The organism is Streptococcus hongkongensis (genome assembly GCF_053206145.1).
Window position 1 is genome coordinate 150802 of the sequence record NZ_JBRUGD010000001.1, and the last position, 15221, is coordinate 166022.

16 protein-coding genes are annotated in these 15221 nt (G+C 34.0%); all 16 read right to left on the minus strand.

Annotated features, from left to right (window positions below):
- Window positions 1-45: 45 nt before the first annotated feature.
- Entirely contained in the window at window positions 46-699 is a 654-nt protein-coding gene (gene phoU, locus ACVRZD_RS00750; RefSeq protein ID WP_037624618.1) for a phosphate signaling complex protein PhoU, read from the minus strand.
- Between the two features lie 63 nt (window positions 700-762).
- Window positions 763-1521, minus strand: a complete 759-nt coding sequence (gene pstB / locus ACVRZD_RS00755; RefSeq protein WP_037624627.1) for a phosphate ABC transporter ATP-binding protein PstB — start codon at window positions 1519-1521, stop codon at window positions 763-765.
- 11 nt (window positions 1522-1532) lie between these two features.
- On the minus strand, window positions 1533-2336 hold the full coding sequence (gene pstB, locus ACVRZD_RS00760; protein ID WP_037624628.1) for a phosphate ABC transporter ATP-binding protein PstB: 804 nt from the start codon (window positions 2334-2336) through the stop codon (window positions 1533-1535).
- Window positions 2337-2351: 15 nt separating this feature from the next.
- Complete coding sequence (gene pstA / locus ACVRZD_RS00765) at window positions 2352-3239, minus strand: phosphate ABC transporter permease PstA (RefSeq protein WP_037624630.1); 888 nt, start codon at window positions 3237-3239, stop codon at window positions 2352-2354.
- Window positions 3229-4164, minus strand: a complete 936-nt coding sequence (pstC, locus tag ACVRZD_RS00770; protein ID WP_037624633.1) for a phosphate ABC transporter permease subunit PstC — start codon at window positions 4162-4164, stop codon at window positions 3229-3231. Before pstC ends, pstA begins: the two co-directional genes overlap by 11 nt.
- A 10-nt stretch (window positions 4165-4174) precedes the next feature.
- A complete protein-coding gene (locus ACVRZD_RS00775; protein WP_447450169.1) occupies window positions 4175-5041 on the minus strand; it encodes a phosphate ABC transporter substrate-binding protein PstS family protein in 867 nt (288 codons plus the stop codon).
- A gap of 166 nt (window positions 5042-5207) precedes the next feature.
- Complete coding sequence (locus tag ACVRZD_RS00780; protein ID WP_447450170.1) at window positions 5208-5966, minus strand: inositol monophosphatase family protein; 759 nt, start codon at window positions 5964-5966, stop codon at window positions 5208-5210.
- Window positions 5956-6234: a UPF0223 family protein gene (locus ACVRZD_RS00785; protein ID WP_037624635.1), complete on the minus strand. Its 279-nt coding sequence runs from the start codon at window positions 6232-6234 to the stop codon at window positions 5956-5958. Before ACVRZD_RS00785 ends, ACVRZD_RS00780 begins: the two co-directional genes overlap by 11 nt.
- 1 nt (window position 6235) lies before the next feature.
- On the minus strand, window positions 6236-6640 hold the full coding sequence (locus ACVRZD_RS00790; protein ID WP_037624637.1) for a Spx/MgsR family RNA polymerase-binding regulatory protein: 405 nt from the start codon (window positions 6638-6640) through the stop codon (window positions 6236-6238).
- Between the two features lie 42 nt (window positions 6641-6682).
- Complete coding sequence (locus tag ACVRZD_RS00795; RefSeq protein ID WP_037624639.1) at window positions 6683-7615, minus strand: bifunctional riboflavin kinase/FAD synthetase; 933 nt, start codon at window positions 7613-7615, stop codon at window positions 6683-6685.
- A gap of 21 nt (window positions 7616-7636) precedes the next feature.
- On the minus strand, window positions 7637-8518 hold the full coding sequence (gene truB / locus ACVRZD_RS00800) for a tRNA pseudouridine(55) synthase TruB (RefSeq protein WP_037624641.1): 882 nt from the start codon (window positions 8516-8518) through the stop codon (window positions 7637-7639).
- A 95-nt stretch (window positions 8519-8613) separates the two neighbouring features.
- The gene (locus ACVRZD_RS00805; RefSeq protein WP_447450171.1) at window positions 8614-10035 is read right to left on the minus strand and encodes a DUF2130 domain-containing protein; all 1422 of its coding nucleotides are present in this window, start codon (window positions 10033-10035) and stop codon (window positions 8614-8616) included.
- Between the two features lie 77 nt (window positions 10036-10112).
- The gene (locus ACVRZD_RS00810) at window positions 10113-11084 is read right to left on the minus strand and encodes an aromatic acid exporter family protein (RefSeq protein WP_447450172.1); all 972 of its coding nucleotides are present in this window, start codon (window positions 11082-11084) and stop codon (window positions 10113-10115) included.
- A gap of 10 nt (window positions 11085-11094) precedes the next feature.
- Entirely contained in the window at window positions 11095-11691 is a 597-nt protein-coding gene (locus tag ACVRZD_RS00815; RefSeq protein ID WP_037624643.1) for a restriction endonuclease subunit S domain-containing protein, read from the minus strand.
- A gap of 94 nt (window positions 11692-11785) precedes the next feature.
- Window positions 11786-14413 carry an FtsX-like permease family protein gene (locus ACVRZD_RS00820; protein WP_447450173.1) on the minus strand — a complete coding sequence of 876 codons (2628 nt, stop codon included), beginning with the start codon at window positions 14411-14413 and terminating at the stop codon, window positions 11786-11788.
- Window positions 14414-14429: 16 nt separating this feature from the next.
- The gene (locus ACVRZD_RS00825) at window positions 14430-15131 is read right to left on the minus strand and encodes an ABC transporter ATP-binding protein (protein ID WP_447450174.1); all 702 of its coding nucleotides are present in this window, start codon (window positions 15129-15131) and stop codon (window positions 14430-14432) included.
- Between the last annotated feature and the right edge of the window lie 90 nt (window positions 15132-15221).

A 15221-nucleotide genomic window follows, 5' to 3' on the forward strand; every position in this document is an offset into this window, starting at 1 on the left:
AAGTGATTAGAAAATATTTTCTAACCACTATTATATCATATTAACTTATAATTCAATAATTTTACCAGTTTTCAGATAAACAACCCATTCACATATATTACGGGCATAGTCACCAATTCTTTCCAAATACATAAGAACTTGGAAATATTCTTTACCTGCATAAACTGCATCTGGAGTTTTTCTGATTTCTTCAACTGCTAAAGCTTGGATATCACGGAAATAGTTATCAATAACTTCATCATGTGCTGCAATTTCATAAGCTTTTTTATCATCACCATTTATATAGGCGTTTAAAGCATCCTCTACCATATGTTTAACAGCTTTACCCATCAAGTTGATTTGTTCTTCAACTAAAGGCAATCTTTCTTCGCCTTTCATACGGATTGTTGCTTTTGCAATTGACGAAGCATGGTCACCCATACGTTCGATATCGCTAGAGGCCTTCAATACGGTGATAACTGTACGTAAATCATTTGAAACTGGCTGTTGTAAGGCGATAATTTCTAATGATTTCTTCTCAAGTTTTGTTTCAAACTCATTAATAGTATCATCTTCTTCAATAACCTCTTTTGCTAAATCACGGTCATGACTAACAAAAGCTCGAACAGTTTTATTAATTTGAGCTAATACTTCTGTTCCCATTGAATAGAATTGATTATGTAATTTATCTAATTCTTCATCAAATTTACTTCTAAGCATTATTTTTCCTTCTTTTCTATATCTATTTTCAAAAACATAAAAATAAGATAAGTTTCTAATTGGTTATCCGAATTTCCCAGAAATGTAATCTTCAGTTTCTTTTCTTTTAGGATTCATAAACATTGTTTTAGTATTTCCAACTTCAAGTAAATCTCCTGCCAAGAAAAAGCCAGTTCGGTCAGATAAACGAGATGCTTGTTGCATTGAACGTGTTACAACAATTAACGTGTAGTCTTTTTTCAATTCAAACAAAGTTTCTTCAATTTTTCCAGCTGAAATTGGATCTAAAGCAGATGTTGGTTCATCTAATAGAATAATCTTTGGACTTGTTGCTAAAACCCTAGCAATACAAACACGTTGTTGTTGTCCACCTGATAGACCAAGTGCAGAATCGTGTAATCTATCTTTCACCTCATCCCAAATGGAAGCGCCTCTTAAAGATGATTCAACGGCTTGATCTAAGATATGTTTATCCTTAACACCTTTTAGACGAAGTCCATAGACAACATTTTCGTAAATTGACATTGGAAATGGATTTGGTTGTTGAAAAACCATTCCTATTTCTTTGCGTAAATCAACTGTGTCAGTTCGTGGACTATAAATATTATGTCCGTTATAAACAATCGTACCTGTAACCGTAACTTCAGGGTTTAAATCACTCATTCGATTGATAGCACGTAACAATGTTGATTTTCCAGATCCTGACGGACCAATCAATGCTGTAATTTCATTTGGGTAAAAATTCAATGAAACATTATTCAGTGTTTTCTTTTTATTGTAGTAAACAGAAAGATCTTTTACTTCTAATATTGGTTCTGACATTTGAGCCCTTTCTAACCAAAGTGTCCAGATACATAGTCATTTGTTGATTGACATTTGGCATTTTGGAAAATATTACGTGTTTTATCATATTCAATAAGGTCACCCAAATAGAAAAACGCTGTGTAATCACTGGCACGAGCAGCTTGTTGCATATTATGAGTAACAATAATAATAGTATAATTTTTCTTCAATTCAAACATTGTTTCTTCCAATTGCATAGTAGCAATTGGATCTAAAGCTGAGGCAGGTTCATCCATTAACAAAATATCTGGTTTAACAGATATAGCTCTAGCAATACAAAGCCTTTGTTGTTGACCACCTGATAAGGTGAAAGCTGATTTATGTAAATCATCTTTAACTTGGTCCCAAAGTGCAGCTTGCTTCAGAGAAGTTTCAACAATTTCATCTAACACTTGTTTATCTTTTATACCAGCTCGTTCATGAGCAAAAGTAATGTTTCTATAGATGGACTTTGCAAATGGATTTGGTCTTTGGAAAACCATCCCAATATGCTTTCTAACTTCAAAAACATTCATTTCTGGACTATTGACATTGATACCTTGGTAATTAATTTCACCTGTAACTTTAGCAATATCGATAGTATCATTCATTCGATTTAAACTTCTAAGATAAGTCGATTTTCCACATCCAGAAGGACCAATCAATGCTGTAATTCTATTTTTTTCAAATTGCATATCGATCCCTTTGATTGCTTCTTTACCTGCATAATAAACATGTAAATCTTTAGTAGACAAAGCAATTTTTTCTTCGGGGAAGGTCATGATATGGCGTTCATTCCAATTATATTCTGTCATTATTTCTCCTTGAACCTATTTAGCTGCTGTCATTCGTGAATGAAGTCTCTTACCGAGGAAGCGAGCTGATAAGTTAAAAATTAAGATAAAGATTAATAATACCGCTGCACTACCAGCTGATACCAAAGTTCCATCTGGGATAGTTCCTTCACTATTTACTTTCCAAATGTGAACAGCTAATGTTTCTGACTGGCGGAAAATTGAGATTGGGCTTGTAACACTTAATGGATTCCAATTTGACCAATCTAAAGCTGGAGCAGATTGTCCTGCTGTATAAATAAGTGCAGCAGCTTCACCAAAGATACGACCTGATGCTAAAACAATCCCTGTAACAATCCCAGGAAGTGCTTCCGGAATAACAACGTGGAAAACAGTTTCCCAACGTGATAAACCAAGTGCCAGACCAGCTTCACGTTGTGTATGATGAACGTGTAATAGACTATCTTCAACATTACGAGTCATTTGTGGAAGGTTAAATACAGTCAGTGCTAAGGCACCAGAAATAATCGAAAATCCGTATTGAAACTGAACAACAAAAATCAAATAACCAAACAAACCAACAACAACTGAAGGAAGTGATGAAAGAATTTCAATACAAGTACGAATAAAATTAGTTAGTGGCCCTTTTGTAGCATACTCAGCTAAATAAATACCAGCACCTGTAGATAATGGGATTGAAATAATCAAAGTCACTACTAATAGGAAAAAGGAATTATATAATTGAATTCCAATACCACCACCTGCTTCATATGAAGAAGAACGACCAGTTAAAAATGACCAAGAAACATGTGGCAAACCACGGAGAAGAATATAAAGAATTAAAGAAGCTAGAATAGCTACAATGATTCCAGCAATGGTATATAAGGTACCAGTTGCTAATTTATCAATCTTTTTAGCGTTCATAATTTCTCTTTCTCTCTTTCGTAATTAATTTAACAATTGAGTTAAATGCTAAACTCATTAATAATAGAACTAATGCAAGTGACCAAAGGACATTGTTTTGGACAGTACCCATAACCGTATTTCCAATTCCCATTGTTAGGACAGAAGTTAATGTTGCAGCAGGTGTTACAAGCGATGTCGGCATGACAGCTGAATTACCAACAACCATTTGAATCGCTAGTGCTTCACCAAATGCTCTTGCCATACCGAAAATGACTGCTGTAAAAATACCTGGTCTTGCAGCATTCAGTACGACTCTCCAAATTGTTTGCCAACGTGTTGCACCCATAGCCATACTAGCTTCACGGTAATGCCTTGGAACTGCCTTTAAACTATCTACAGTCATAAAAGTTACTGTTGGTAGTATCATAACAAAAAGCACACAGACCCCAGATAAAATTCCAAAACCTGTTCCGCCAAAAAGATTACGAACGAAAGGAACGATAATTTGCAAACCAATAAAACCATAAACAACAGATGGAATACCTACAAGTAACTCAACTGCTGGTTGCAATAATTTTGCACCGTATTTAGGTGAAATTTCAGTCATAAATACCGCTGCACCGATTGCAAATGGCGTTGCAATAATTGCAGATAAAATGGTAACCACAAATGATCCTGTAATCATTGGAAGAGCCCCTAGATAAGGCATACCACTTTTATCTTTCAAACTTGGTTGCCATTCTCTTCCAAATAAGAAATCAAAAATATTTACTTTATCAACAAAAAATGTAGATAATCCTTTTTGAGCAACAAAAATTAAAATCATTGCAACAATAAAAACAATTAAAGCTAAACACAAAAATGTTAACGTTTTACCAAATTTCTCTAATCGTGAATTTTTAGATGGTGAAACTAATTTTTTAGCTAATTCCTGATCTTTCATAATTCTCCTACTATTTTTTTGAAACTTTTCCGTCATGAGATTTAACAACTTTCATCTCAGTCATCGGGATATAACCCATATGAGCAACAACTTTCTTTTGAACTTCATCAGAAGTCATAAATTTAAGAAATTCTTCAGTTAACCCATCAGGTTTTCCATAAGTGTACATATGCTCGTAAGACCAAATTGGCCAATCATTTGTTTTGACATGTTCTGCATTAGGTGAAAACCCATTTAAGTTAGGAGCTTTAACACTTTTATCAACATAAGAGAATGCTAAATATGAAATGGCACCAGGGGTTTGTGAAACAATTGATTTAACCATACCATTTGAATCCTGTTCCTGACTTTGTTTTGCAGGAACATCGCCCATAATAACTTTATCAAAAGTTGCTCGAGACCCTGAACTTGCAGCTCTGTTAATCACAGAAATCTCTAAATCTTGTCCTCCAACTTGTTTCCAATTAGTATACTCTCCAGAGAAAATTCGACGTAATTGATCAGTTGTAAGGTTTGATACTTTAACTTTTTTATTAGTAATAATGGCCAATCCAGCTACTGCTACTTGGTGATCAGTCAGTTTTGATGCATCAATACCATCTTTTTCTTCTGCAAATAAATCACTGTTCCCTATCTGTATTGATTGTGATTGAATTTGAGAAAGTCCAGTACCAGATCCACCACCTTGGACATTAATTGTTTTTCCAAGATGAGTACTTGCAAATTCATCTGCAGCAGCTTCTACTAAGGGTTGTAAGGCCGTCGAACCGACGGCTGTAATGGATTCACCTTTTTGAATCCAACTAGAACAAGCTGTTAAAAATACCGTTGATAACGTTAACAGAGTAAACAAAAAGAATTTCTTTTTAATATTCATTGATTTATTTCCTATTCATAAAATATTAGGGAGGTTGATTTTTTCAACTCAATCATTATAGTAACATATCTAGAATGTCAAAGGAAGAACTTTTGCCTGAAAATTAAGAAAAAAATAAGCAAAATCTGACGTTCTGACACCTAAAATATAAATGAGCTGATGTTACTTATTTGATATACTTTTCTAAAACAGAAAGTTCTGATTTTGGCACAAACATAACTTTTTGACGTGTTGAAAAATCAGGTTTTAAACCATCAATTGTTAGAAGTGTGTAGCCAAGCTTTTCACCTAGAACTATCGCTGCTGCATAGTCCCACGGTTGGATATCTGAAAAATAACCAAAAACCTGTTGGCGAATGACCTTAATTATGGAAACACCCGCACCTCCATAAATCCTAACACCTAGTGAGTGACGAATTAAATCCTTCAAACCACAATAATTTTCTAAGTACATTCCTGAGTTGCAAATGATAAGTGACTCTGATAAGGGCTTCGTCTCATAAGGCGTGACGATTTTATCATTCAAAAAAACATCAAATTGCCCACCACCTGATAAAAGCTGATCTTTCATCAGGTCATAAATTAGGGCGAATTGGCCTTTGCCTTCTTCAAAATAGGCAATCATAATTGCAAAATTTTCACCCTGTACAATGAAATTTACTGTACCATCAAGAGGATCAATAACCCATACTGAACCATCACCGATTGGGTGACGAACATCATTTTCTTCAGCTAAAATGTTATCTTTTGGGTAGTGTTGCTTGATTTGTGAAATGATAAAATCTTGAGTTTCTCGATCAACATTTGTTACTAAATCATCATGGTTACTTTTTACTTGGATATCTAATTGACTAGACATTTTTTCCTTAATAAATTCAGCAGCGTCTTTAATTAAGGATTTTGCAAATTCATATTTATTTATCAAGTGAAAAATATCCTTTCTCAATTTCTTTAGCTTTTTTTACAACTTTATATGAAGAGTAACCACTACTCTTTTCAAATTCTCTATCAATTTTCTTTTCTTGTGCTTGACTAGGAACAACTACTTTAAAGTTAGCATATGCTTGTAATAACTCTTTTGCATTGACTTTAGCTTCGTAGGCTAGTTCAACTTGATTTAAAAAATGAAGCACTGATGTGATTTCGTCAGTGCTCCAGTTTATATCAAGTGGATAATTATAATTTGTTGACATGTCATCCCTCGATTTCTGCTTTAATTGTGGCTTGACGTAATTCTTGTTTACGGTAATCTCTAGGTAAAAATGCTCGGATTTCATCCTCGTTGAAACCAATTTGCATTCTTTTACTATCCATTATAATCGGACGTCTTAAGAGGCTAGGATTTACTGCAATTAAATCAATTAAGTCAGAAATTGATAATTCTTCTACATCTATATTTAATTTTTGAAATACTTTAGAACGTGTCGAAATAATATCTTCTGTTCCATTTTCCGAAAATGATAATATTGATAGTAGTTCATCTCTCGTTAATGGACTTGTAATAATATTATGTTCTTGAAAATGAACTTCATGTTTTAATAGCCATGCCCTTGCTTTGCGACACGAGGTACAACTTGGTGATAAAAATAAGGTAACCATACTTTTCCTCTAATTTTTCTACTTACCTCATTATACAAAACTTTAGACAATTTTGCTATCTTTTTTCCAATTTAATGCAATCTCTTTATCATTATTTAATTGATCAATTAAATCTTCAATCCCTTCAAATTTTGTCATGTCTCTAATTTTATCTAACCAGATGATCTCTATGGATTCCCCATAGATGTCCCCATCAAAATCAAAAATATTAACTTCTAAACGCAACTCATCGCCACCAAAAGTAATATTTTTTCCAATACTTGTCATGGAACGATATTTTTGCTCCTTGACTAGTACATCTGTGACGTATACGCCATCAGCAGGAAGATAGGTTCGATCAATTGGTGCTAGATTAGCTGTCGGGAATCCTAAGGTTCTGCCACGCGCATCCCCATGTACAACCATACCACGTGTTGAAACTTCAAAACCAAGTAGTTGATTTGCTAGAGCTACTTGACCAGATTTGATGGCTTCCCTAATCCAGGTAGAAGATACCTTTCTTCCTTCATATGAAAGTTCATCTATAGTAAATACTTTTCCATCGAAGTTACGTTGTAAATAATCACTATTTGTCCTATTGTGACCAAACTTGTAATCAAAACCAACTATAATATATTTAGCATTGAGTTGACCGATATAATTTTTGATAAAGTCATCAGAAGACACTTTTGAAAAAGCTGTTGTGAAGTCAATTAAGTAGAGGTGATCAACCCCATACTCTGAAAATTTTTGATATCTTTTTTCAGGATAGGTAATATGCAACAATAATTCTGGGCTATATTTAGCAAAAGCTAATTTGGGTGATTCATTAAAGGTTAAGGTCGCAATTTTCAAGTCCTCTTTTTCAGCTAAGTCTTTTGCTTTATCAAATAATGATTTATGTCCACGATGTAAGCCATCAAAATAGCCTAAAACTAGAACCGTCTTTTCATTTTCTAAAATATCTTCGTGTGATTTGATTTGTTGGATTTTCATAATTCCCTTTTTCTATTGATTTTATAGCAATACTTTTCTTGGCTTGTATCCATCTTCTCTTTTTTCAAGAACAGCAACAAGTTGGTCATTAAAAAAAGCAGCAACCAAATTTTCTTGGCTTGGAAGACTAATGCGTCTCCCGAAAGATAATTCCTCTTTTTCGCTCTCGCTAATCATTAATTTAGGTAAATCTGATACGCCATAACTGATTGGAAGGATGAACGACCAATCATCTTGCTTGACTAGATTTTCAATTTCAGACAAATTTAATGCTTCATCTAGGGTTAATCCAGCTGAAGCAGTGCGTATTAACTGTGACATGTGGCTTGGATAACCAAGTTTTTCACCTAAATTAACAGCTAAGGTTCTAACGTATGTTCCTTTACTACAGGCTACTTTGAAGGTAAATCGGCATAAACCTTCTTCAAAAAGTAATGGACTTGTTCGCTCAAATTGATAAATAGTAACCTGACGTTGCGGTCGTTCCACACTTTGTCCAGCCCTAGCATACTCATATAGCTTACGGCCATTTACCTTTACTGCTGAATACATTGGTGGAATTTGGGTGATGTCACCTAGAAAAGTTGCCATACATGCATCAATTTTTTCTTCGGTTAAGTCAGCGCTAACCGGTAATTGGTCAATGACATCACCGCTTGCATCTTCCGTTGTTGTTGAAAACCCTAAAGTAACTTGCCCTTCATAGATTTTGCCTGAATCCGTCATATATTCAATGACACGTGTAGCTTTTCCAACTGCAATTGGTAGAACACCAACAACATCTGGATCAAGCGTTCCACCATGTCCAATTTTCTTTTCTTGTAAGATACGTCTTAGTTTGAAAACAACATCATGAGAGGTCATTCCAGCCTCTTTTTTTACATTAATTAATCCACTTTTCATATTTTTCTTTCATTATCTGAATTTATTATCAATCGTTATTATACTTGTTTTATGCCGTAATGCACACTAAATGAACTTGACCCAATCCTAAATTGTCACTCTTTTAAAGCCTTAAATTTGTCACGCATCGTTGGATTTTGATGTGTTAATTTTTTTACTGAGACATCGTCTAATTTATTATTTGCCAAGCGTAGTTGATTCTCACTAGTTGTTAAAAAGCGTTTTACTTCTTCCATTCGTTTAATCGACTTGTCAATTTCATCTATTGCTTTTTTAAAGTTATTGCTTGCGGATTGGTAATTTTTTGCAAAAGCATTTTTAAAAAGATCCAAATCTTCTTCAAAATGAGTGATATCTATATTTTGCTCCCGAACTAAAGCAAGCTCCTGTTTGTAAGTTAGTGCATTCATTGCAGCGTTACGCAATAGTCCAATCAACTGAATAAAGAATTGAGGTCGAACAATATACATCTTTGGGTATTCATGACTAACGTCAACGATACCTGTATTATAGTAATCATTATCAGCTTCTAGCATGGTTACAAGTACAGCATACTCACACCCTTTTTCATTGCGATCTTTATCGAGCTCTTTCAAAAAGTCACTATTTTTATGTTTTGTTTTTGTCGCATCAGCTTCATTTTTCATTTCAAACATGATGGATAAAATTTCTATGCCACCAACCTCTTCCTTGAAGATATAATCTCCCTTAGAGCCACGACTTGATAACTCATTATCCTTAGCAAAGTAGGCATTTGGAAATGCGTAAGATCTAACTTTATTAAACTCTGTTTCAGCATAAAGCTCTAAACTTTCACCAATGGCTTTGGTTGATTGCTGTGCTTTAAAGTTCTTATAGAAATCAACTTGTTCATTGGCAGCTTTTAGTTGCGCATCATAGTCCCTTTTTAAAGAAGCAAGTGATAACTGGCTTTCTTTCTCCTGAAGAAGAATTTGATTTTGAAGGGCGTCACGCTCTTTTTCAATAGCCGTCATGGCAGTTTGTAACTTACTTTGATTTTCCAGTTCCGTTTTCTCGAGTTGGTTTTGTAACTGAGACAATGCTTTTTCTTTTTCTGTTAAGGACTTGGCTAGTTCCAAAGCATTTTGTGATTTGAGTTTTTCCAATTGACTTTCTAACTCATAAATCTTTTTGTCTTTTTGTGCTAGTGCTTCTTGTTTTAAAATCACTTGTTCATTTTCAATTTGTTGTAATTGATTTTGTAAGTCCGTTATTTCTCTCTCTTTTGCTACGAGTGCTTCTTGTTTACTTCTAACCTGATCTTTCTCCAATTGACTTAACTGATTGGTTAAGTCTTGAATTGAGCGGTCTTTTTCTGACAGTTTTTTTTGCAAATGACTTTTTGCTTTCTCTTCATGGAGAGCTAATTCATTTTGTAAACGTTGTTGAATTTCACGGTCAAATTCTTCACCCCTTACTTGGGATAATAAAAGACTATATTCAGATTCATCAATCGTGAAGATGGTATGACATTTTGGGCACTTAATTTCTTTCATGATTTCTCCAATCACTGGTATTCATGGATACTATTATAGCAAAAAAGGCTAGAAAAAGTCTTTCTAACCTTTTGTAGTTATGCCTTGTCAATATCAATCACTTTGTAGGACTGATAAAAATTTGTTTTTGATAGGATAAACGATTCCAAATCATTTAACAACTGGAAAAGCAAGGCTCTATTTTCAAATTCTAACCGCGTCTTTGGCAAATCTTCTTGCCGATAAATAGCCAATAATTGTTCAATGTCGTCAATTAAAGTTAGTGCAGGATTTCCTTGACTTAATTGACTTGCCGTTTCATGAATGAGATGGGCCAACAGGACACTCTGTCTGGTAGTAACAGATAATTTAGAAATTGTCGAAAACATTTGAGTTAATAGTTTTTTTTGATGTTTACGCATTTCAAAATAATGTACTTCATAGTTGGTCGAGTGAAACAACTGATTATGACTGTCACGGTAAACCAGTTTTAAGGCTTGGTCCAAATCAGCATCCAAACCTTCTATAGCCACCATAATGGGAGCGTCTGACTTGCCAAGTAATTTTTTTTCCATCTCAAACAATATAGTCTTCATCTGTCCTTCTATTTTCTGATGGTAAATCACTATTTGACGTTGGTTAGATCCCATATAACTGTTAAATAAAAGAGCAATACCAGTTCCTATTATAAAAAGTAACAATTCATTACTTAATATACTCAAAGACGTCGATTGATGTGCCCATAAATGACTGACTAATACTGTGATTGGTACTAAACCCGACTCTAGTTTATAGGCATAAAGTAACGGAATCGTCAGAAACAGATAAACTGAGAAAGCTATTAAATGATACCCCAGCACCTTAAAAATAATAACTGCAATGAGAAATGCTAAGAAAAATGAAAGAAAGCGTCTAACAGCCACTTTTATACTTGATTTCTTAGTATCCAATATACTCAGCAAAGCAATGATACCTGCTGAACTTGCAAATTCTAAATGGAGATGGTCTGCAATTATAATTGATAAAACAGTAGCCATCACCATCTTAAGGGTACGTTCTGTAATATTCATTTAAACTCCTTTAAGATAGTGATTTTTCAATGTCATTTTGAATATGTTGCCACTCTTGTTGGGCTCGATTGAGTTTTCTGTGGTAATCATTTAATCCCCGTAAATAATTAGAAATCAAATAATCTTGCCTAACCAGAGGGATAACTGGCAATGAAATCTCCAGTAAATCCTTAGTTGATAGATTAATAACATCCTTGCCATGATCAGCCTTATCTAATAAGGCTTGGCCGATTGGAGAATCCAAAAAGAACTTAATATAGTAACCTCGAAAGGTATGATTTGGTCTAAGGACTGTTATATTTGAAGAAGCTACAATCTCTCTGTCTTGTTTATGAAAAATACAAACCTTTTTAACTGTCCCTTTGGATGCAATTAACACATCTCCGTCCTCCAAGAAATAACGTAACAGTTGACGACGATCCATTTCAAAGGTCCGTAATTGATTATAATTAATACCATCTTTACCCATATCAGACAGATTAATCAAGCCATAGGCTCCTTTTTCAATTTTACCGGAAATAGCTTTTCCTTTAAAACAATCAACAGCTTCTCCAAGTGTTTTTTTCTCTCTGCCATCATTTAAATAGGCATTTATTATACTCTCCATATATAGTATCTTTCTATCATTTTTTGGTATTTAAATACTATCACTTTTTATCAAAAATTTCAAGAAAAATGAGTCTGGGACAGACTCATTTCGTTTAATCAACTGATTTCAGTGCCTCTAACATATCTAATTTTTTTAAATGATAGTGGACAACAAAACCTAGTAGCATTATCAACAGCAAAATTGCTAAAATTGGTACTAAATAAACATAATAATCAACCTCCCAACCAAAATTCATCTGGGAAGCTCCCATTAAGGACATTAGCGAACGATGGATATAATACCCAAGAATCAATCCTAATCCAACTCCAACACTGGAAAGTAAAATGGTCTCTCTAAAAATATAGAATGTGACTTCTTTATCAAAAAAACCTAATACTTTGATGGTCGATAATTCTCTGATGCGTTCTGAAATATTAATAGTTGTCAGATTATATAAAATCACTAATGATAATACCACTGATAAAACAATTAGTAACCCCATAACGTGATTTAAAGAGCTAACAATTGATCTGACATAATCAACAATCATCAGATTTTTAGATAAACTTAATACCTCTGGACTAGCTAATAATTCTTGTGAGACCTTTTTGATGTTTTTTGGTGAATTACTCTTTAATTTTACGAAATAAGCTGGTCTATTTTCAAGAGATTTGAATTTTTCAAGGTAATAATCTTGTGACATTATTATGTAATGGCCAACCCGCATATCAATAACATGTGCAATGGTTACTTTTCTTTTTCTGTTATCCTTGTCTGTCAATATCACAGATTGACCTGATTTAACATGATAAAATGAGGCTAACTTCGAGGAAATCAAGATCCCTTTTTTGGGGATGGTTAGATTGTTTTTTGTCAGGTTATCTTCAAGAATGAGATGCGGTTTCAAAGTCTTTTCTGGACTACTAATAATACTAACTTTTTGATTAGTTGATTGGCCCTTAATGACTAGATCTAAATTCGCATACATCACTTTTTTGTAGGATGACATTGACTCACTTGTCACTAATTTAGAAATATTATTCATGTTGTTTGTATTTGCTTTAGTGACCATTAAGATGTCATAGGGTGTTAAATGATTAAATTGTTTGTCACTAACTTTAGATAAAGAGGATTGTATCCCTAAACCAGAAAATAGCAGAGCTACCGACCCGGCTACTCCAACAATTGTCATCAACATCCGTAGCTTGTATCTAAAAATATTACGCACTGTTACTTTTTGCGTGAAATTTAGCTTTTTCCAAATAAATGGGAATTTTTCTAAGAAGACTTTTGATCCGTTACCTGGTGGTTTAGGTAATAATAGCTGAGCAGGGGCTTGTTTAAGTTCTTTTTTGACAACCAGATATACTGGCAATAAGGAAGATAAAGTAGCTAGAAGAAATGCCATACCGGTATAAGACCAATAAAAACGAGGAGCGATATTTTCTAGAATCAAATTGTTGGTACAAATCTTAACGATCATAGCTGATAAAACGTAAGTCCCTCCAAAAACGCCAAGAAGGGTACCAAAAGCACCTGAAAGAAATCCATAATAGAGAAACTTTTTAAAGACATCTTTTTTGTCGTAGCCAATTGCTAGCAATAAACCTGAGTTGGTTCGTTCTTCATCAACAAAGCGTGTCATTGTTGTAAAAGTAACCAAGGCTGCAACGAGATAGAGTACGACAGGAAAAATATTTCCCACATTTGCAATTGATAGTGTCGAAGAATGATAAACTTGATACCCTTCTCCTCCTGGTAGGGTTTGTCGATTAGAAATAAGATAAATAGGCTTTGGCAGTGCTAAAATATCAGTTTTGCTTTGTTTTAATTTTTGAGCTTCTATTTCAAGTTTTTTCTTTTCAATAGTTAGTTGGGTTTGTGCTAGTTTTAAAGACTCACCGCTCAATAAATGTAACGCTTTTTCTTTATTTCTGATCTCGTCTTGAGCTTTTACTAATTTTTCTTCATTGATAGAAAGTTGTGACAAAGCCTTTTCTTGAATTTGCTTTAATTGATTATTACTGTTATCTTGAAAAACCTTTTCTAAATTTCTTTCCTTTGTTTGCAATTGCCTGTCATATTGACTCGTAAACGCATTAAGCTGTTCCAAATCATTGTAGCTGATTCTAGCTAAGTTTTTTTTCCCCAAGAAGGCACTTGAATCAAGTAATCCATATATCTCTAGGTTACCGTCACCAGACTGTGATATACCTAAATTTTTACGTGACCAAATCTCTGGATTGTCATAAAAACCTACAAGGCGATAAGTGTCATTTTTAAGAAGCTTTTTTTGATCCCCACCAATTCTAACTATGTCTCCAAGTTTATACTTATTTTGAAACCAACTTGATAAAGCAATCTCTTGACTTGTTTGGGGTAATTTCCCCTTTTTAACATCACTGAGCGATAGCTGTTTAGTTGGGGATTGTAAGCGAATAGCTATAGCATCCTTTTCAAAATTTGCATCAACTTGGTGACTCAATTCAACCTTACTATCTGGTATTGAATGCAGTTCTTCAATATCATCTTTTGAAAAACCATGACTAGCTTTTATGGAGACATCCATTATGCGATGCTCCTTTATGTATTTCTGTGCTGTTTTTTCAAGGTTAGGTCCCGAAACTTTTATACCAACTAAGGCAAATGACCCTAATGCCATCAATAAAAAGAGTGACAAAAACCGACCCTTAGTTGACCTAATGGAACGTATACTATCTTTACCTAAGGTTTTTTTCATCATTGCATCTTCCTCTTTAGTATTCTATCTGATCGATTGGAATTGGATTATCATTAATACTGACAGTTGTTACTTTAGCATCTTGCAAATGAATGACTCGGTCAGCCATTGGGGCAAGAGCCGAATTGTGAGTGACAATAACAACAGTTGTTTTCTTTTTTACTGCCATTTCCTTTAGTAAGTTTAGAATTTGCTTTCCTGTTTTGTAGTCTAATGCTCCCGTAGGCTCATCGCAAAGAAGTATTTTAGGCTTTTTTGCTAATGCTCTGGCAATGGAAACTCTTTGCTGTTCACCACCAGACAATTGACTTGGAAAATGATCTAAGCGATGCGACAATCCAACCTCTGATAAAACTGTCTCAGGATCAAGGGCATCATTTACAATCTCTACTGCTAGTTCAACATTCTCTTTAGCCGTTAAATTGGGCACTAAATTGTAAAACTGAAAGACAAAACCAATATCATTACGTCTATATGCTGTTAATTGCTGACGACTATAGTCAGAAATAATCTGATGATCAACAATAACTTGTCCTCGGTCACTCGTGTCCATTCCTCCTAGAATGTTTAATACTGTTGATTTTCCAGCTCCTGATGCACCTAATATAACAACTAATTCACCTTTCTCAATTTCAAAAGTAACCTTATCATTTGCTGTTACTTGATTCTCACCTATCTGATAATATTTTGAGCAGTTCTTTACCTCTATATATGCCATATAATAGTCTCCTTATATCAACAGTCTGTTGATTTAATTTTAAGTCTATTATATAATGATGCTAAAGCATATTCAAGTACAGATTAAATG